This is a genomic window from Streptomyces liliifuscus, assembly GCF_016598615.1.
In the GTDB taxonomy this organism is placed as follows: Bacteria; Actinomycetota; Actinomycetes; order Streptomycetales; family Streptomycetaceae; genus Streptomyces; species Streptomyces liliifuscus.
In genome coordinates, this window is the sequence record NZ_CP066831.1 from 650,403 (window position 1) to 669,350 (window position 18,948).

At 66.5% G+C, this 18,948-nt stretch carries 11 protein-coding genes, 1 tRNA gene and 2 pseudogenes; 10 read left to right on the forward strand and 4 right to left on the reverse strand.

Annotated features, from left to right (window positions below):
- The first annotated feature begins 559 nt into the window (after window positions 1-559).
- The 4 genes and pseudogenes from JEQ17_RS02810 to JEQ17_RS02820 all read left to right on the forward strand — a co-directional run bounded on the left by JEQ17_RS02810 (window position 560) and on the right by JEQ17_RS02820 (window position 8,065).
- Window positions 560-6,550 (forward strand): hypothetical protein, encoded by a 5,991-nt coding sequence (locus JEQ17_RS02810; protein WP_200393672.1) that lies wholly within the window; start codon window positions 560-562, stop codon window positions 6,548-6,550.
- A 3-nt stretch (window positions 6,551-6,553) separates the two neighbouring features.
- Window positions 6,554-7,549 carry an NUDIX domain-containing protein gene (locus JEQ17_RS02815; RefSeq protein WP_200393673.1) on the forward strand — a complete coding sequence of 332 codons (996 nt, stop codon included), beginning with the start codon at window positions 6,554-6,556 and terminating at the stop codon, window positions 7,547-7,549.
- An 89-nt stretch (window positions 7,550-7,638) separates the two neighbouring features.
- A pseudogene (locus JEQ17_RS51040) lies at window positions 7,639-7,714 on the forward strand (helix-turn-helix domain-containing protein); the annotation flags it as partial.
- A 168-nt stretch (window positions 7,715-7,882) separates the two neighbouring features.
- A complete protein-coding gene (locus JEQ17_RS02820; RefSeq protein WP_200393674.1) occupies window positions 7,883-8,065 on the forward strand; it encodes a hypothetical protein in 183 nt (60 codons plus the stop codon).
- 635 nt (window positions 8,066-8,700) lie between these two features.
- Here the strand turns inward: JEQ17_RS02820 and JEQ17_RS02825 are convergent.
- Window positions 8,701-8,776, reverse strand: a tRNA-Ile gene (locus JEQ17_RS02825).
- 162 nt (window positions 8,777-8,938) lie between these two features.
- Between JEQ17_RS02825 and JEQ17_RS02830 the strand changes: the two genes are divergently transcribed.
- The 5 genes and pseudogenes from JEQ17_RS02830 (at window position 8,939) to JEQ17_RS50685 (ending at window position 12,418) form a co-directional block, all read left to right on the forward strand.
- Window positions 8,939-9,694 (forward strand): phosphotransferase, encoded by a 756-nt coding sequence (locus JEQ17_RS02830; RefSeq protein ID WP_234048028.1) that lies wholly within the window; start codon window positions 8,939-8,941, stop codon window positions 9,692-9,694.
- A gap of 210 nt (window positions 9,695-9,904) precedes the next feature.
- Window positions 9,905-10,566 (forward strand): annotated as a pseudogene (locus tag JEQ17_RS02835) (RNA polymerase sigma factor).
- Complete coding sequence (locus JEQ17_RS02840; protein ID WP_234048029.1) at window positions 10,563-11,150, forward strand: hypothetical protein; 588 nt, start codon at window positions 10,563-10,565, stop codon at window positions 11,148-11,150. Before JEQ17_RS02835 ends, JEQ17_RS02840 begins: the two are co-directional and overlap by 4 nt.
- Before the next feature lie 312 nt (window positions 11,151-11,462).
- Complete coding sequence (locus JEQ17_RS50680; RefSeq protein WP_325176239.1) at window positions 11,463-11,930, forward strand: hypothetical protein; 468 nt, start codon at window positions 11,463-11,465, stop codon at window positions 11,928-11,930.
- Window positions 11,931-11,944: 14 nt separating this feature from the next.
- Entirely contained in the window at window positions 11,945-12,418 is a 474-nt protein-coding gene (locus JEQ17_RS50685; RefSeq protein ID WP_325176240.1) for an acyltransferase family protein, read from the forward strand.
- Here the strand turns inward: JEQ17_RS50685 and JEQ17_RS02850 are convergent.
- Window positions 12,408-14,264 (reverse strand): alpha-1,3-galactosidase-related protein, encoded by a 1,857-nt coding sequence (locus JEQ17_RS02850; protein WP_234048030.1) that lies wholly within the window; start codon window positions 14,262-14,264, stop codon window positions 12,408-12,410. The genes JEQ17_RS50685 and JEQ17_RS02850 overlap by 11 nt on opposite strands.
- A gap of 137 nt (window positions 14,265-14,401) precedes the next feature.
- The gene (locus JEQ17_RS02855; RefSeq protein WP_200393676.1) at window positions 14,402-15,397 is read right to left on the reverse strand and encodes a LacI family DNA-binding transcriptional regulator; all 996 of its coding nucleotides are present in this window, start codon (window positions 15,395-15,397) and stop codon (window positions 14,402-14,404) included.
- Window positions 15,398-15,650: 253 nt separating this feature from the next.
- On the opposite strand from JEQ17_RS02855, the gene JEQ17_RS02860 reads away from it, so the two are divergent.
- On the forward strand, window positions 15,651-17,642 hold the full coding sequence (locus tag JEQ17_RS02860) for a carbohydrate-binding protein (RefSeq protein ID WP_234048031.1): 1,992 nt from the start codon (window positions 15,651-15,653) through the stop codon (window positions 17,640-17,642).
- A gap of 12 nt (window positions 17,643-17,654) precedes the next feature.
- Here JEQ17_RS02860 and JEQ17_RS02865 read toward each other — a convergent pair whose 3' ends face one another.
- The gene (locus JEQ17_RS02865) at window positions 17,655-18,755 is read right to left on the reverse strand and encodes a hypothetical protein (protein WP_200393677.1); all 1,101 of its coding nucleotides are present in this window, start codon (window positions 18,753-18,755) and stop codon (window positions 17,655-17,657) included.
- Window positions 18,756-18,948: the final 193 nt, after the last annotated feature.

Here is an 18,948-nt window from a genome sequence, read left to right on the forward strand (position 1 = left end):
ACGCCGACGGTTGCGGGGTTGAACTCACGAGCAGCGGATTCAGTCCGTTCAGGCAAAGTTGACGATCCGACACCCAAAAAAGAACGTTTGCGCAGGTCAAAAGCCTAAGCAGGTGGGGCGGGTGGGACTCGAACCCACGGCCGACGGACTATGAGTCCTTTGAGGATCTCGGCGGCCCTTGCCGATCGGTGTCCATTCATGACGCTTCTGCTGCTCAGACATGGTGGGCCATGTCTCCGCCCGTCAGTCTTCGTCGGTCTGTTCCTATCCTTGCGTCCCACATGTGTCCCGACACCGCCCCGAACGGCCAGGGACGCCGGGCTGTCAGGCGATTACGCGAGCTCGGAGGTGGGGCTCGAACCGGCCCGCAGCGGATTTACCTTCCAACGCGCAGAGGATTTCCCGGGGTACCGGGCCAAATCCTCTGCGTGCGGTTCGGGCGCGATCGTCCGCTACTTACGAATCCGTCTCCTGGTCACCCATGCAGGGTGGTACAACAACTAACTTGGGTGGTCGGAGCATGGCAGGATGTGGCCGACCGGCGGAGGTTGGGGGACCGTTGGACAAGAAGCTGCGTCTCGCCGATGCCGCATATCAGGAAATGGCGACTGAGGCCCTGAACCTCTGGTTACCCTCCGCGAGGTTCCTCTTCGAGCCGATGCCCCGGGGCCGCTCGGGTGCCGAGCTGGTGAGCGTGGACATTAGCGGCAACACCGGAGACTTCCGGCCAGGCACCTACGTCCTACGTGTTGGCCCAGCAGAGGAGGATCTCGCCCAGGCGAACGAACTGGCAGCCCATCAACTGATCCGCGAGGCCGACCCGGAGTTCGCCGAGCGGCACATCCCGCGTCTGCTCCGCATCGACCAACGCCGCCACGGCGACGCCCGGCTGGTTGTGTCGCTGCACCAACTCGCCGGCGACAGCCTCAGCTGGTACAGCCCGCCCCGAAGCGGGTCGACGGGGCTGTTGCGTTGCGCGCAAGCCATCTCCCGCGACATCCTGAATGCCTGGGCGGATCCGAGCGACTTGACGCAGATGCGGCCGCACGACGTGCTGTCGAAGGTGACAGGAACGGCCAAGCTCGACGAGTGCCTGGCCGTTGTCTCATCCCTCTTCGGAGGTGACGTCCACCAAGAGGACGGGCACGCGTTTCTCAACCCCCTCTCCGTCCTGGGCGAGGCTGAAAACAGCGAGCTGCCGATTATGGAAGGCATCTGCCACGGGGACCTCAACACCAGCAACGTGCTCGTGCCTCGGAACGAAGTGGCGGTCGCTGACGGCTCCTTCTGGATCGTCGATCTGGACCAGGCGCGCCGGTCCGTCGTCGGGTTCGACCTGGCTTACCTTGAGGTCAGCGTCCTGGTGAACATGCTGCCGACCATCCGCCGCCCCGTGCTCGCCCGGTGCCTGGAGGCAGCCGAGGACGCTTCGGTCAAGTCCGTGCCGGACGATTGCCAGTGGCTCGTGGAGTTCCTGCAGCAGTCACGCGCCGGCATTCTGGAATGGATTTACAGACAGACCGGGCGGGTGGACCGCCTTCACCAGCAGTTAACGCTGGTGCGCATGACAGCCGCACTGCTGTGGGCCCGGCGCTTCCCCCGTGATGACGAACGTACCCGGCTCTGCCTCGCCTATGCCGGCTGGTACGCCCTGCGGTACCGCAGGACCTTCGCCAGCGCCGCGCCGCAGCAGCCGAGCGTTCCGGCGGTTTGCACCCCGCCCAGGGAGGTGGAGCGGGTCCGCGAGGATCTCTGGGAGTCCCTCTGGGGCACCGTCTCCGGGTTCTCCCCGCACGCGGCCCGGTACATCCTCGTCGCGGAGCAACTCCCCCGCGCATCGTCCATCTCGGCGCTCGGCCGCATCCCCTGGTCGCTAATCGTCGACCTCGACCCGGCCTCGGACGGCGACGGACTTCACCACTGGGCCAGCCCGGTCCTCAACACTCAGCGCGCGGTGCATCTCTTCACCGAGGAGCGCCCTGTGATCGACTATGCGCGTGGCACGGCCTGGCTGCTGGCCGCCGGTTCCGTGCTGCGCCGGGAGCCCGCCCTGGAAGGCCGCGAGTGGGTGCTCCGTCGCCTGGACACTGTGCGTCGGCTGACATCCTCGTTCCACCAGTTCGCCGGCGACACGCCGGTGTGCGTCCTGGTGCTCGAGGGCGGCACCGAGTCCGCGCCAGAAAGGGGCCGGAACAGACTGCTGCGGGTCATCGAGACCATGGACGAAATGCTCCAGGGGCAGGCGACCTTCCTGCATGTGGGACTGGCCGACCTACAGCCCTACGTGCCCGTGGTCCAGGTGCCGCTACCCGTACACGACCTGCTGGACCGCCTCGCCGCGACGCTGGGCAGCAGCGCCGAGTACCTCGACTACACGGTCCCCGCCCTCGACAACGGCACGGTGGCGATCTCGCCGGAAACCATGCAGAAGCTGCGCGAGCATCTGGTGATCCTGCATGACGGGATCGATGCGTCAACTCTGCCCGGCGACAAGACCAACAACGACGCCTTCTGGCGCGGCGGCCTCATCGGCTGGGACGATCTGGACGCTGGCCGGGACGTGGTGCGCGCCGTCAACGACGGCATCGTGGCCGCCCTCCGTGACAGTCTGAAGCAGCATCGCACCCGTACCGTCGTGGTTGAACACCGGCCGGGTGCAGGCGGTACGACTGCAGCCCTGCGCGCCGCCTGGGACCTGCATCACGAGTCTCCGGTGGCGGTACTCCCGCACGGCGTGCCGATCGGGCCGTCTCGCGTCCCGCTCGTCGCCGACCGGTTGCATCTGCTGTACACCATCACGCAACTGCCAGTGCTGCTCGTCGCGGAAGCGGGCGACCTGAGCGAGTCCTACCGGGAGACGCTGTACCGCGAGTCAGCCAGACGCAACACCCCGCTGACGATTCTGTATGTCAGACGGGGGGTCACTCAGTCCAGCCGGAGCGCCCTTCAGGTGTCAGAGCCGCTCGAACCGGCGGAGACCGCCGAGTTTTTGGCCCGCTATTCCGCGCTGACGGACGACCAGCATCGGATCGACGAGTTGCGGATGCTCGGTACCAAACACTACGAGCCCTACCGCACGCCATTCTTCTACGGCCTCGTCACCTTCGAGCGGGAGTTCACCAAGCTCTCTACCTACGTACGCACCCATCTCGACCATGTACGTGGCCGAGCGCGCGAGGTCATGCAGTACCTCGCCCTGGCTACCATCTACTCCAATACCGGGCTGCAGCGGGAGCTAGTGCAGAAGCTGATGCACGTCTCCACGCCGTCGGCAGAACTCGACCTCTCCGATGTGCTGGGCCCGGAAGCATCCCGTCTGGTGGCGGTGCGCAACGGCCGGGTACGCCTCCAGCATCAGCTCTTGGCCGAGCAGGTACTGGCCGAACTCCTGAACGACGACCGGTGGAAGCAGCATCTCAAAGAGCTGTCGATCGACTTCATCCAGGCTCTGGCGATCACCACCGACGTATCCGCGGACCCAGTGCGGGTGCTGCTCCGCCAAATGTTCGTGGACCGGCAGGGCGGCACGGCAGACGGGATCGAGGACCGGCGGAAATTCGCCCCGCTCATCGAGCAGCTGGACCTCAACTCCGCCCACCAAGTACTCAAGTCCCTCACCGAGCACGTGCCTGACGAGCCGCACTTCTGGAACCACCTGGGCCGGCACCAGATGTACCGCCTCAACCGGGAGCTCGACAAAGCGGAGGAGTACGTCACGCGCGCCGTGGACCTGGCGGAGTGGGATTTCCTGCATCATCACACCCTCGGTCTCGCGCGCCGCAGCCGGATGCGCCAAGCGCTGCGCGACGCCAAGCGGCGCGGAGTGCAGTCGGTGATGGCCGCCGCCGACCGCTGGTTCGCGCAGACCGTCGAGTGCTTCGCCACCACCCGGAAGCTCAACCCGGAAAACATCTACGGATACGTCACCCATGTGCAGGCCATCGTCGATGTCGCCAAGGCAATTAAGGACGCGGCACGGGTCTCATCCATCGCGGAACTCAGCTCCGACGCGAGCGAGTGGGTCACGGAGAACGTGGCCGAGGCCAACTTCCTGCTGAATGAGGCCGCCCAGCTCTACGGAACTCTAGACCAGCACGACGACTACTTGGTGCGGTGCCAGGCCGACATCAAGCGGCTGTACGGCGACCTCGACTCGGTGGTCGAGCTGTGGGAGCTCGCCGTCGCCGGTAACCGCAGCACACCCATGATGCAGCGGGCACTCGCCCAGGCGTACTACGTGCGCGGCGGCCGCACCTGGCGGGAGTTGGACGACTCCGAGCTGACCCGCATCGTGGAGCTGGCACGGCAGAACCTCTCCAGAACCGGCTGCAAGGAGGAGGACTACCGGCTCTGGTTCGAGGCGTACAAACTCCTGCCGGAGTTTGACATCGACGAGGCGCTCTCCCAGCTCCAGCTCTGGGCGGATCGCTTCCCCTCGTGGCGCGCCCACTACTACCGGTACTGCCTCTTCTTCCACCTCTGGTTCACTGGCCGCAGCAACGACGTGGAGGCTTTCCGCGTGGAACAGCAGCAGGCCGAGAAGTATGTGGTGGGCCGCTCCAACCGCTCCTATCTGTGGCTGTCCACGGGCCCCGATTGGTATCCGCTGATCGCCGACAGCGACCTGGGCGAGTGGAACCGCCGGGACATGTTCTGGACGAACACCACACATCTGCAGCGGGTGAATGGCGTCATCGACCTCATCCGCGGGCCCCAGGCGGGCACCATCCAACTCGAAGGCGCGGTGACCGCCTTCTTCGTCCCGTCCCGGGGCAAGTTCCTCCCGGACAGTGACGAGAACACCCCGGTCAACTTCTTCCTCGGCCTCAGCCCCGAGGGACCCCGCGCGTGGGACGTCAGACGGGGGCATCTCGACCACGCCCTGCGGGCACGGCAGACGGTGTCAGCGGGCCCGGCGCGCACGCTCACCGCCCGGCACCCCGTGCACCTGGCACCGGCCCAGGTTGCGGCGCAGGCTGCTATGCTCACGCGGCAGCGCAGGCTCGATTTCTGCATCTCCCTGCTGGAGGCATGGCAGACGGTCGGCGACACGCCTCGCCTGTCTAGGCTCACCGAGCGGGTCAGTGCTCGTTTCCGGTACAACGGCGCGGACGTAGCCGAACTCCTTGCCGAATCGGACCGCGTCCACTTCGACGCCGACGAGAACGACCCACTCGTCCAACTGCTCGGCTGCCAGGGTCAACCGGTCCGGTCGACAATGGCCGACCATGGGCAGTCCTCCGACGGCCAGCCGGAACTGGGCCGCATCACGTTCGTCAATGAGACCCACGGGCACGGCATCGTTGAACTGGTGAACCACGGGTGGGCGCGCTTCACGACCGACGATGTGCGGACGCAGCTTGCGAACGGCCCGGTCCGCGGCCAGATCGTGCGGGCGGTCATGGTGGAGATGGACCGCAATGGTGGGCGCAACGCACGGGGCCTGGAGCTGTTCCCCCTTACGGCCACGCTGGTGGGCACCGAGGTGGTGGACGTGGAGCAGCTCCTCGATCGCGTTGAAACCGACCTGCGGTACGAGATCGAGGAACGGCTTGCGCAAGGAGTGCGCATGGTGCCGATCCGAGAACTCGAGGAGTGGCTGGAGGAAAGGTTCAAGGGCTGCCAACCGCTCGCGAGCCGCCTCGGTCTGCCGTCCCTGCGGCAGCTGTGGACCGGGCTGGACTGGCTGAAACAGAGCGGCAACCCCGGCAACAGGATGCTGAGCCTGGCCAGCGGGACAGTGTTCGGGCGCGTCTCAGAGGCCCGTGGAAAAGCTGCGGGCCGGGAGCGTCACGCTGATGAGCGCGACGACTTCGGCACGGCGCTGGATTCCGTGGTCACCACACTCCAAAAGGATAATGAGGGCAAGGCACCCACGTTCTACAAGGTGAAGAACGGGCTTGTGAAGCTCTTGAGGAGCAGGTACGACGCCGTGGTCGGCAGGTCCCTGCAAAGGCGGATCGAACAGCAACCGGGGTGGGAACTGCGGGAACTAAATTCCGGTGTGCAGTTAGTCCACCGAGCCGGTACTCCCGCGCCGCCCGCCGACGCGCCGGAGCCGTTCGCCACCGTACTCGCCCACACCGTGGACGAACTCGCCCGGCAGGGAAGGCCCCCAAACCTCCAGATGATCGGGTCTAGCCTGCGGTCCCGACTCGGCGAGGCGTATGCGAGCGTCGTCGGCTCTTCATTGAAGAAGCGGATCGAACGCGAACCCGAGTGGCGGCTAGAGGAGATCAGGCCCGGGGTGCACCTGGCCCATCGAGCCGAAGCCCCCGCCCCGGCGGGGCGCTCTGCGGCAGAGGTGGACGTCGCGGCGGACCTGAACGCCGTGATCGGAGAGCTACTGACGCGTGACGGCGAGGCTCGTCTCACCGTTCTCGGGAACGCGTTGCGGAAGCGGTGGGGCCCTGAGACCTATCAGGCGTTGACCGTCGACCGCACGCTCCGTCAGGTGGCCGAGGCGCACGGCTGGGAGGCCCACTGCCCAAGGCCGGACACCTGGGTGCTGCGCCGGCGCAGTGCCCAGCCCCCCAGCGTGGAAGGATGAGCTGTGGCGGACGATGAGGCGGCTGCGGTCGCCGCGCTCCTGGAGGCCTTGGCCGAACATACCGGGCCTCCGGTCTCGGTGTCCGAGCTTTGCCGACGGACAGGCCTGAGCAGACCAACTGTCGAGACCGCAGCGCCGATGGTGCTGGTGCTGCTGAGCGCGTTCGGCGTCCTGCGGTCCGAACACGAACCGACGAACGGTCAGGCTGGCGTGGTTCCGGTCAGCCCGCAAGCGCGCTACTTCCTGCACAGTCTTGCCTCCTATGTGCGGACGGGCCGCTCGATCCTGGCCAACTGGGAAAGGCCGGGAACGGCCGAGCCGCCATACACCAGCCGCCAGGCACTGTCCGGACCGCAGTTTCTCTACCTGATGGAGGAGCGGCGGCTGGCCCTTGATTCCGACGCCGCACCGCTACGGCGCACCGACGTCGTCCAGGTGGTGGTCAAGTGCCGCCTCCGGGGCCGCGGCGGCCGGGCTCAGTACCTGCTGGTGTACGACGATCGAGCCCGGCAGTACCAACTACCGGGCGGCCACATCCGTGCCTCGGACGCTGACGTCCGCGCCGCAGCCGCCCGGGAATTGGAGGAGGAGCTGCCGGGCTATGACCACACTCCGGGCAGGGACGAGCTGAAGGAACTCGGTACGGTCTCCGCTGTCCAGCTGTCCCGGACGTTCGGCGCAGTGACGGAGTACCGGGTCGTCTTCTTCCAACTCGAGTCAAAGGCCCGGTCAATCCCGGTGGGCCCCGGCGGACGCTGGGTGCCCGAGGACGCCCTGCTCGACCAGGTGACCCTGCTCGACGGCACTACCCTGAACGTCACCGCCCTGAACCGGCTCGACCAGTCACTCCCCGGGGGCCTCCGCAGCCTGCCGTGGAGTCTGCCGGACGCCCAGCGCAGATCGCTGCGCGCGGTGGTCCGAGACAGACCATGGGAGACCGTCGGCCTGGTCATCGGAATCCTCGGACTCTTGCTGTCCGTCATCCCACTTCTGGGCTAGAGATCTTTAACTGTGCGGTTACGTCGTGTCCTGCTGGCTGCCTTGGGCTACATGATGCCAGGAGGACGAGGTATCCCGATGGCGGTGGATTGACGGCCGAGGAACGGGCTCGGCGTGAGCAATTCCGGCTCTCAGTCGCTGGCCTGATCGACGCGGGGCAAGTGCCGAGGAGAGGCCGGAGGATTCAGGGTGTAGCGGATCATGCGGGAGCGCAGGATCGCCAGAACACCCGATGCACCGGGCGCCGCAGCCTGATGAAGGCTGACGCCAATGCGGCGTAATCACCGGATCCGATCAGCCGGGACGTCACCGCCACGCGCCCCGGGACGAAGGTTGTCGGAGACATCCCCTGCATCCCCACCGCCGGGGCGGCGCGCCCTCGTCTGGTCGCTGGACCTGGCCGTCCGGCGAACCACGGACTCCCGCTACGGCCGCGCCCACATCGGCGTGAGTGCGCTGCTCGGCGGCGCCTACATCTACCAGGGTGAGGGACTCGCACTGCTGCGCCTGGACTGACTGACGGACGTCGAGGGGATCACCCCAGCGCCCAGTCGCGCCCGAATGCGCCAAGGCCCGTCCGGTGTCATCCCCGCTAACCGGACGGGCCCTGGTCCATCTACAGGAGCCCGTTGGAGGCGCCGAAGACGAGGACGTAGAGGGCCCCGCCACGAGAACGATCGCCCCATAGCGAACTGTCGCCTTGCGGTACCTGACGGCCACGACTCGGAGCCTCGAGATGCGACGCATCAAGAAGCTCTTGGGCCGTTTTCAGCACGGGCCGTTAGCCGTCGCTCCATCAGACCTCTACAGCGGCTCGGTGATCAGGGGAGCCCAAGCCTAACCTCGCGCCACCCCACCACTCCGATGCCCCTACCCAGCCTTGGTGGGCCTCGACGACACGGCATGGGAACAGCCGCTTCCGTTTCCCTGTGTGCTGCGAGCGTCCCGAATGCGGCGCCCAACCACTCACAGAGGCCATCCACGGCGCCCTCCGCCGCCTACAAGCCTGGCATCCCCGCAGGTCAGAAGAGTTCGAACTACCGTCGTCGGCAACGCTGTTGAACTCACGCGCAGCGGATTCACTCCGATGGGCCAAAGTTCTGAATCCACACTCCTGACGAGACGTTTCCGCAGGTCAGGACCCTGCACAGTGGGGCGGGTGGGACTCGAACCCACGGCCGACGGACTATGAGTCCGCCGCCCCCCTTCCAGGACGAACGCACTCCCTGACTTCCAGAGATTCCTCCGCCAGGCGGAAGCCGCATCGCGCCCGGAAAGGACTCGTCCCGACGATGTCGCCACCCCTTCAAGACGGGAGCCGCAACAATGTCCTGACCGAGTTGTCCGCCCCGCTCGGCCTCTGCCGCGTCGGCTGTGGTGGAGGCCGGGATGATTCAGAGTGGAGGGATGTCTGAATCGTCATTGCCGGGTGGCTTCGTCAATCACGTTGTGCGGGTCGGTGCCACGGTGCGCCGCCCCGCGTCGGCCAGTACAGAGTTCGTCGCCGAACTGCTGAGGTTCCTTGAGGTCCATGGCTGGGGCGGTGCACCGCGGTACCTGGGCCTCGACGAGGACGGGCGTGAGGTCCTCACCTATCTTGACGGGCACGTGGCCTGGGAGCGGGAGCAGCCGTCAGCCGTGCACTCCGAGGAGGGTCTGTTGCTGGTCACGCGGCTCGTGCGGGAGTTCCACGATTTGACAGCCGGCACCGAACTGGCCGGATCACAGGAGGTCGTCTGTCACAACGATCTCGCGCCCAAGAACACGGTCTACCGATCGGTCGACGGCGCCTTGCGTCCGGTGGCCTTCATCGACTGGGACTTGGCGGCTCCGGGCGCGCGCATTCACGATGTCGCCCATGTGTGCTGGCAGTACATCGGTCTCGGGCCCAGGGTGAGAGACATCGACGACAGCGCGCGGCGCTTGCTGTTGGTCGCCGACGCCTATGAGCTGGCCGATCAGGACGACCTCATCCCTGCGATCTTGTGGTGGCAGGACAGGTGCTGGCGCGGCATCGAGGCTGCTGCGCGGGCCGGAGACCAAGCGATGATCGGTCTTCGAGCCGCAGGCGCAGTCACTGAGGTCCAGGCTGCCTGGCAGTGGGTCCTGAACCACCGGGATGTCCTGGCTCGCGCACTGCGATGACGCGATTACGTGCTTGGTGACGGGCATCGTCCCTGCCGACGAGCAGCATGATGCTGCCCGGAGAGGATCTGTCATTTGCCGGGCGCCCGGGCTTGCCCTGTAACGCTTTTCGCGCCTCGGTCCAAGAACAGGTGAAGTGCCTTTGAAGAACCCCGGTGAACCTCCGACGAGGAGGATCGCTTGGGAGTCTCCGACGAGAGGGAGTCGCCTGTGGACGGCGCGGAACGGCTACAGGGTGGGCCCGCCGCGGCAGCACGTGACCCGCAGGTCTTCGAAGAGTTCTACCGGCGTCACGTGGACGCGGTGATGCGTTTCGTGGCCCGCGTGTCGATGACCCTCACACCCCTGCCGACCTGACGGCCGAGATCTTCCTCGCCTTTCTTGACTCCGCCCACACCTACCGGCCACGCCTCGGCAGCGAGACGGCCTGGCTGTACGGCATCGCGCGCAACATCGTGTCGTCGGAGCGGCGCTGGGTCGCGTGGGAGGCGGAACTCGATCTCCGCTTCTCCGGTCGGAGGTTGCTGGAGGCCGACGACATCGTCCGCCTTGAGGACAAGCTCGACGCGGAGAGCCCGGGGCGGCGGGTCCTGGCCGCGCTCGCGCGTCTTCCCGAGGGCGAGCGGGCCGTCATGGAGCTGGTCGCAGTGGGCCAACTCACGGTCACGGAGGCCGCGGCCGCGCTGGGCATTCGGCAGGTGACGGCCCGGGTCCGGCTGCATCGGGCGCGCAAGGCCCTGCGGGAAGAGGCGGGCGTTGCGGCCGCCGAGACGAATGCCGCGAAGACGAACCCGCCGTCCGTACGGGCAAGTTCCACCGGATCGGGAACGCCGGACGCATCGCTGCTGCACGTTGCCAGGGGAGAAGCATGAGCGCGAGGACGACGTTCGAGGACCGGCTCCTGGATAATCTGAAGAAGGAGATCGAACTGCGCGAGGCCGAGGCGAGCCGGGCCAGGGTGGTCACGGTCGCAACCGGCGAGGGAAAGCCGAAGGCTTCCGCACGCCGACTGTTCACCCCGCGTCGGATCGCCGTCGTTGCGTTCGCCTGCGCGGTGGCCTGGCTCGGCGCAGTGGTCGTGCCCGGCTCACTGGCCGACTCGACGGCGTACGCGGTGAAGCGCCACGGTGACGGCAGGGTCACACTCACCGTCAAGGACCAGAACATCGGTGTCGAGGCTCAGCATGAACTCGCGAGAGAAGTGCGCCCCTTGTGCATTGAGGTGACCATTGACTTGCTCCCTGCCGGATACGTCTGCGAGCGCAGCAAGGTCACGCCGCTTCCGGCAGTTGATCGGCAGGCCAACCGTGTCCTCATCATCCCCCTGAAGGCCGGCTGGGATGTCACCCTGCGCCGGGGCAACGTGCTGGCGTTCGAGAACACAGGGGTGACTCCCGACCTCGCGCGGCCGAGTTCTACAAGAGCAAGAGCGAGGCCGAGCCCTGCGTGCCGATGAAGGTCGCACTGCCGGACGACTAGCCGACGAATTCACCGTACTGGGGCCAGGCGCAGCCGCCACTGCACGTCACACGGGTGATCGTGACGTAAGGCCCCTCATCAAGCATGCCCTGCCTTCCGCCGCCCTGCGTCCCCGTCTTCGGCACCCGGCACCCGGCACCCGGCACCCGGCACCCGGCACCCGGATCAGAAACCCGCACCCCTCCTCCCTCACTCCCCTAGGCGGCCACCTTCCGTGACGTGGCGATTACCGACTTCCGAATCCGCTGCCATGCCGCCCCCTCCGTACCCGCTGTGGGCGACTGTCGTCATGGCAATCCTCGCCGTCAGCTGCCTGGGTCTCGCGGAGGTTCGTGATTTCGGCGGGCAGAGCGCTGCCACGGTGACCGTCGCTCACATCACCCTGCTCCAGGAGTTGTTGGGGACACCCAACCTCCTGCTCGTCCTGTGGACGCTCTCGTACGAGATGGCCTTCTATCTGCTGGTCGTCGCGCTCTTCACGGTCCGTCTGCACCAGCGGTCGGCGGCGGTCGCCATCTCCCTGGCCGTGCTCGCCGCCGTGAGCGTTGCGGTAGACGACACGCTGCCGGATGCCGCTCTGTCCGGCCTCGTCGGCACGGGCCTGCTCATCGGACTCGCCTCGGGCGCCCTGATACTCGCGATCTGCTGTGCCAGCACCAGGTCGCCCGCGCTCCGCGTTTCCGGAGGTGTGCTGGGAGGGGTGCTGGCACTCGTCCTGGTCCGCTCAACGGCACGGTCCCGCTGTGGGAGGGCCTGATCATCCTCGCCGTGATGTTCCTCGGCACCGCCGTCCACCGGGCCGAGAACGGTCAGAACACCTGGCAGCTAGCGGCCTGCACAGCCGTAGTCATGGTCACCTGCGCGGTGGGCAGTGCGTCCCAGTACGGCAACAGCGACCAGTTCACCCGGCGCGGCTGGATCGTGGCGTTCCTGCTGGCCGTGCTCACCTTCGATGTCGGGCTGGCATCGCGCCGTCGGCATGTACCGCGACTCCTGACCGGACTTGGCACGATCAGCTACTCGGTCTCCCTGGTGCATCCGGTGCTGCTGGCGGTGATCGACAGCACGATGGGCCGGTTGCGGCACAACAATCTCGTACTGGAAGTGGCGTTCTATGCCGTGCTGTTGCCGCTGTGCATGCCGACTCATCGTTGCATCGAGGCACCGGCCCAGTCATGGGGCCGCGAGCTGGCACGCCAGGTCCCGACCGATCTCAGGTCGGGACCCGCTCCCTTCAGTCAGTGACCACTGACGTGTTCAGGCCCTTGTCGTAGCGGTTGTGTGCGATCCGGATGTCTGAACTGCCGTGGAAGACGAACAGCGGGGAGGTGTACGGCGGGTGAGCCGGTCCGTCCAGCCGCCGGACGGTGTTGCCGGTGAACGCGAACCCGCCGACGCTCTTCGCGTTGACGATGGTGACATCGCCGATGTCGAACGAGTTGTGCTCGACCGAAATGTTGCGATGCACCGGGGTCGACGGGTCGATGACCTGGTTGGTCGGCTCCACGAAGATGACCGGGCCGCTGGGCCGCGTGAACGAGTTCCCGCGGATCGTCAGGTCGGCGACCGGCCCGGACTCGTACCACTGGTAGGCGTCGGCGGAGACGTAGATGCTGGCCATGGACATCCCGTCGAACCGGTTGCCGGTGATCAGGACGGGTTTGCGGGTGGTGACCAGGATGCCGCGGGTCGGCACGTTGCGGAACACGTTGCCGGAGATGACGACCGACGGGGTGGCCGTGATGTTCTCGACGACCGTGCCGCCGATCTCGACCCCGGCGGGAATAGGCCGGTCGAAGGTGACGGTCATCGTGGTCAGCGGCTTGTCGTGGTCCATCCCGCTCGGTCCGTCGACGGCGGTGACCTTCGCGTGCGGGCTCGCCAACGCTGTCATCGTTCGCTTGGTGGCGAACTCGACCTTGTCGCCCGGGGCGAACTGCGGGAATCCGGCGGTCTGCGGGTGTTTGTAGGCGAGGGTGAGGGTGGACGGTCCGGGTTTCCCCACGACCTCGAGATAGGTGCCGTGGATGTTGATCGGGTCGTCGTGCGGGCCGTCGAAAACGCTCCGGGTGATCGAGACCTTCCCCTTGACGCCGGACATCTGCACGAAGTCCGCGAAGGACGATGTCGACCGGCCGGACCTCGGAGCGGGTGCGAAGTTCACCTTGTCGATGGAGATGTTCTCGCTGAACTGCCCCACCACACCGAAGGACTGGAGGTAGTAGGCGTTCATCGAGCGCATCGTGACGTTCTTGGACTGCCAGATGAACGCCCCCGGCTCCGTTCGCTCGATGAGGCGCATCTGGTAGACGAGCCCGGCGTCCGCCGGCCGTGCCGCGGTGGTGTAGTCGATCCGGATCCGGCGTCCGCCCAGGTCGGTGACCGAGGCGACGTCGTTGAACAGCGGGTTGTCCGCTCGCCAGGTCCGTTGCGCCTTGGGGTCGTGGATCTGTGTGTACTGAAGTCCGTCGACACCCGACCAGTACGGCTGTCCGGTGGCCGGGCTCTTCTCGCCGAGCCAGGTGATGTGCGTCCCGTTCACCTCGTACGGGCTGCCGGCCGGGATCGACAGCACGCGGTAGGCGTGCCCGTCGGTGACGCCCGTGGTGGCGACGGTCGCGTCGATGACCTGAGGGGCCGCGTAGTCGAAGGAGAAGTTCGTGAACGTCACGTCGGTCGACCGGATCGACGCGAACGCCGTCTGAAGGCCGTGGTAGACGAGCTTCGCTCCGCCACCGTCGATGGTGACGTCGTGCATGTCCTCGACGAGCAGCCCGATCTTCTTGTCCCGGTAACGCTGGTCGGCGCCCACGGTGTTGGAGACGTACAACTCACGCGTCTCGGCCCGCTCGGGGTAGAGCTGGTAGGTGCCCTTCGAGAAGACGATCCTGACCGGCCGATCGCGATCGACCCACTTGGCGTGCCGGAGCGCCGCGACGACGGCGGGCGTCGAGTCGGTCCGCCCGGTGGGGTCGGCGCCGTAGGCGTCCACGACGACCACCACCGGCCTCGACTTCGGCGCCGCGGCGACAGGACCCCCGCCACCCACGAGCAGCGCGAGCGCCACCCCGAGAAACACGAACCGAGACATAGCCCCTCCGGAGCATCCATGAGCCACGAAACACCCGATGAATAGGGAGAGTTGCCGCCAATGATCTGACTAGATCCCCGAGTGGAGTGTCCATAGACCCGACCTCTAGGTCAATGGTCTGGACGAACAAGTGGAACTCACGCCTTCGGAACCGCCGTGCTCGCACGGATCACCAGTTCGGGGTCGAAGAGGAGTTCACCGACAGGGACGTCGCGGTTGCCGACCAGGGCGAGGATGCTGCGTCCCACCTCCGAGGACAACCGGTCGGCCGGCTGCCGGACCGTGGTGAGCGGCGGGTCGACGAAGTCCATGATCATGGAGCCGTCGTAGCCGACGACAGACACATCGCCCGGTACGTCGTATCCCTGGCGGCGCGCACCACGGATCGCACCCAGAGCCATGTAGTCACTGGCGGCGACGATCGCCGTGGCACCGCGACCGAGGAGCGAGATCGCGGCGGACTGGCCGCCCTCGACGGTGTAGGACTGGCGGACCACCCACTCCTCCGGGTCCTGGACACCCCGCTTGGCGAGGGAGGCGACGAAGCCGCTGACACGACGGTCGGCCGGGCGGTTGCCGACCGGGCCCGATGCCATGCCGATGCGCCGGTGGCCGAGCCGGTGGAGGTGGTCTACGGCGAGTTCGGCGGCCAGCAGGTCGTCGGTGGAGAAGACCGGAGCCTCGCTCACGCCCTCGAACTGGCCGTTGATCCCTACGAACGGGATTCTGCGGGAACGCAGGAGTTCGTACGCCTGCGGGTCCGCGCCCTCCAGTGTGTTGCTGGCCGAGAGGAACACGACCGCCGCGACACCCCGGTCGGCGAGGGAGGTCACGAAGTCCAACTCCTGTACTCCACCGGGAAAACACGGGCATAGGACCGTCTTGAGGCCGTGCGGGGCGAGGATGGACTCGATCCGTTCCGCGACGTCGGCGAAGAACGGGTTGGAGACCAACTCGGTGACGACCGCCACGAGTTGACCCCGCATCTGCCGCTCGTAACCCAGGTCGGCCATCGCCTGCTCGACCGCCTCGCGGGTCTTGCGCGACACCCCCTGGCGCCGGTTGATGACCCGGCTGACCGTGGCCTCGCTCACCTGCGCCCGGTCCGCGACCTCGGTGATGCCGACCTTCATACGGTTCCCTCCGTCACTCCTGGTGCCCACCGGCCGAAGTGACGCCCACGAAGCCGGTCTACCAGACTTGCAAGATATCGACGAAAACTTTCAGCACGAATCTCTGCTCAAATTAGCAGCCAACTTGCTTGTCTTCCATGTTTCTTGCGCATGACCATTGAATCGCCTCTTCGGCCCCTGCTAGCTTTCCCGCCACCGTTCGCCCCGCCTGCCCGCTCGCTCGCTCGCCGTGACTGAAGACCCGGGAGACCCGATGAAGCCCTCAAGGCTCATGCTGCTCACCGCTGTTGCTCTGCTCACGCCGATGGCCCCCGCGCTGTCCGCCGCGGCGGCGCCCGGAGACGGTGGGGTTCCCGGTTCACGCACAGCCGCCGCCCGTCCTCAACTCGCCGTCCCTGACCCGGGGTTCGAGAACGGCGGCACTGGCTGGACCTTCGGCGCGGGCACCGGAGTCGGCACCGGCAACTCCCACGGCGGCGCCCGCTTCCTCTACCTCGACGCCGGAGCCGGCAAGAGCGCCGAGCTGACCATCGTCGCGCCACGGAACGGCAGTTACGACTTCTCCGCGTGGATCGGAAGCGCCGGCACCGGCGGTACGTACACGGTCCGGCGCAACGGCGAGACCGTCGAGACGATCACCCTGCCGGAGCGCCGCGCGTACGCCCGCTACACCATCAGCCGCGTCGAGCTGAGAGCCGGCGACCGGCTGCAGATCGCCTTCGGCTCAGGCAGCGCATGGGTCAACGCGGACGACCTGATGATCTCCCCCGCCGCGCCCGCCGATCCCAAGGTCACCTCGTCCGACCCCGAGGTCGTCCAGATGTTCGGCTGGGCCAAGAGGAAGGCCAACAGCTGGGCTCAACTGCCCGGCACGACGGGCCCGATCAACGTCGACGAGCACCAGACCGGCGGCACCGGAACCGCGCAGTACGCGGCCACGTACTGGGCCGGATACGCCAACCGCAGCGCCTACTACTCGCGCGACATGACCCACCAACTCGCCGGCGCCCACATCCTCGGCCTCGACGAGGCGAACAGGACGATGCTCCGTTCGTTCGCGGCCTCCTCCACCGCCGCGCACAAGTACTTCCCGGTCTGGGCCCTGAACTTCGATGCCAAGACCTATCTGAGCATCGACTACAAGAGCCCGGACAACTACGTGCGCGAGGTGCCCGCCGTCTTCGAACTCGTGGAGAAGGCGGGCCAGGCGTATCTCTGGACCGGCGACCGGAGTTACGTGGACGACCCGACCATGTGGAACTTCTACCGGCACTCCACCGAGGAGTTCATCGACCTGCACAACAGCGCCAAGCCCAACGGCAAGGTCAAGGTCGCCGAGGGCACGGGCAACGGCATCTTCGCCGGCGCCGCCAGCTACAACGAGCAGGACGGCGACGGTCTCGCCGAGGCCGGGGACGGCATCGCCTCGCAGTACCAGGCGTATCTCGCGCTGGCCACGCTCGCCCGCGGCAAGGGCGAGACCGCGCTGGCAAGGACGTATGACCGGCGTGCCGCCGAACTGAAGGCGTACTTCAACGACGAATGGAGCGGCAGCGGAAGCGGCGCCGACATGGTTCGCGCGTACACCACGTCCAACACCCCGGTCACCGGCTGGGGCAAGGAGAACAGCGTGTTCGTGCCGATGAAGCAGATCCTCGATCCCGGCCCGCGCAACGACGCCTATCTCGACTACATCCAGGAACAGGAGTTGGGGCCGGAGGGCTCGCCCAACATCGAGTCGACGACGTACCTGCCCGACATGTTCTTCAAGAACAACCGCAACGACACCGCCTGGACGTGGATGAGGAAGATCTACGGCCAGCGGGAGCTCCAGCACGTCAACTCAAGCCAGGGCCCCAACGGTGACTACCCCGAGGTGTCGTTCACCCTGGTCAGTCAGACCGTCGAGGGCCTGATGGGCATCGCGCCGGACGCGGCGAACCGCACGGTGACCACGCAGTCGCGGCTGCCGTCGGGCATGAAGTGGCTCCAGGCCGCGGACGTGCCCATCGGCACGAGCACGATCACCGTGCGGCACGACGGCGCGACGAAGACCAGGCTGACGAACAACGCCCGCCATGGCGCCTACCGCTGGGAGGCCCGCTTCCCCGGGGTCCACAAGAACATCGAGGTCAACGGTGTCCCGCAGCGCGTGCGCACCAAGACGGTCGGCGGCGTGACGTACACATACGCGACGCCGACGGTGCGGGCGGGGGCGACGGTGGTGGTACGGGTGACGGACTGACGCGACCGCAGTTCACAGTCCGAGCACGCGCCGAGCGCGTCCGGGGAGTTCTGCGAGGTGAGCACCAAATTCCTCCTGGTGCGCAGTGCACACAGGGACGCCTGCGAATTGAGCGGGTGAGGGTGTGTATCGGGAAGGATATTGACAGTCAGGGCAGGTTTGTCCGGCTTCCTCAAGCATCGCCGCGAATCCGGGGAACAGTACTCGATCTTGGCTGGCGAGGATTTCCCGGTAGTGGTTGTTGTTCTGTGGGGTCGAGCTGATGCGGTACCAGAGTTTGACGTTCTCGCGTGCCTGGTCGACAGTCTGGGCTGTTTCCGGATTCCCGATCGTGAGGCTGTCCTCGACGAATCGGTAGCGGCGCATTGTCATGTGGATGGGGCCGGCAATGTTGCGGAGAAAATTGACGACTGGAGTGCGTTCGGGGGTGTCGGCCCAGTGGGCGTCGATATTCCAGAGTGTCTCGCGATAGGTGCGATAGGTGGTTTGGCGGAGGCTGGGGTGGGCGTAGGCGAAGGTGTTGCAGATTTCGCCTTCGGCCCGGTGTTTGTGATAGGCCACCGCGTCGTACATGGCGTCGCAGATTTCGGTGAGGATCTGGTTCTGCTCCTCGGTCAGCCAAGCGTCTTCGATGTTGTTGCAGGCCAGTGAGGCGGCGATGAAGAGACGGGCCTGGGCGTCGCAGTCTCGGATTCGAAACCACTGAGCGGGGCTGTGGGCGATCGCTGCCGTGTAGCGGCTCAGGAGTTCGGCGTTCCCGTGTGGGGAGGACTTCTCGGCGGTGATCAGGATTGAGGAGTAGTACTCGCGGGCCATGGTCTCGTCGACGGCGGTCCCGGCGAAGAGTGTGGCCAGCAGTTCACCCGTGTCGTATCCCGCAATGATTGGAGAAGCCAAAGGGGAAATGTGTTCGCCCCTGAACTCCGTCACGGTGGAAATGGCCGTGAGGCGTGCGAGCGCGATGTATCGCGCACGGTTCGTGTAGGCGGGGACTATCGTTCGCACATATTCCCAGGCGCAGGCGAGCGCTTCATCGGCCTGCCCGGGGGTGAGCCCTTCGGGTTCGAAGGTGCCCCTGAGATCGGGGGGAAAATGCCAGGTCTCATCGGTCACGGGGGCCTTCCCGGAGGCGGGTCAGAATGTGTGGGCGGGAACGGACACCGCTGAGGCTCGGTTCGCCACGGCCGCCGACGACGACGGCAGGGCAGTCGGTTTCCTTACGGCTGCCCTGAATTGATCACCAACCCGAGGCGATTCAACCAGGGGTCCACCGGGTGGCACATACTCCGGTGATACGGGTCCATAC

Bases quoted from the DNA above. Each gene is read 5' to 3' on its own strand.
- JEQ17_RS50680 (WP_325176239.1), top strand. From the start codon at position 11,463: ATGGCAATCCTCGCCGTCAGCTGCCTGGGTCTCGCGGAGGTTCGTGAT.
- JEQ17_RS50685 (WP_325176240.1), top strand. From the start codon at position 11,945: ATGTTCCTCGGCACCGCCGTCCACCGGGCCGAGAACGGTCAGAACACC.
- JEQ17_RS02840 (WP_234048029.1), top strand. From the start codon at position 10,563: ATGAGCGCGAGGACGACGTTCGAGGACCGGCTCCTGGATAATCTGAAG.
- JEQ17_RS02860 (WP_234048031.1), top strand. From the start codon at position 15,651: ATGAAGCCCTCAAGGCTCATGCTGCTCACCGCTGTTGCTCTGCTCACG.
- JEQ17_RS02830 (WP_234048028.1), top strand. From the start codon at position 8,939: ATGATTCAGAGTGGAGGGATGTCTGAATCGTCATTGCCGGGTGGCTTC.
- JEQ17_RS02855 (WP_200393676.1), bottom strand. From the start codon at position 15,397: ATGAAGGTCGGCATCACCGAGGTCGCGGACCGGGCGCAGGTGAGCGAG.
- JEQ17_RS02850 (WP_234048030.1), bottom strand. From the start codon at position 14,264: ATGTCTCGGTTCGTGTTTCTCGGGGTGGCGCTCGCGCTGCTCGTGGGT.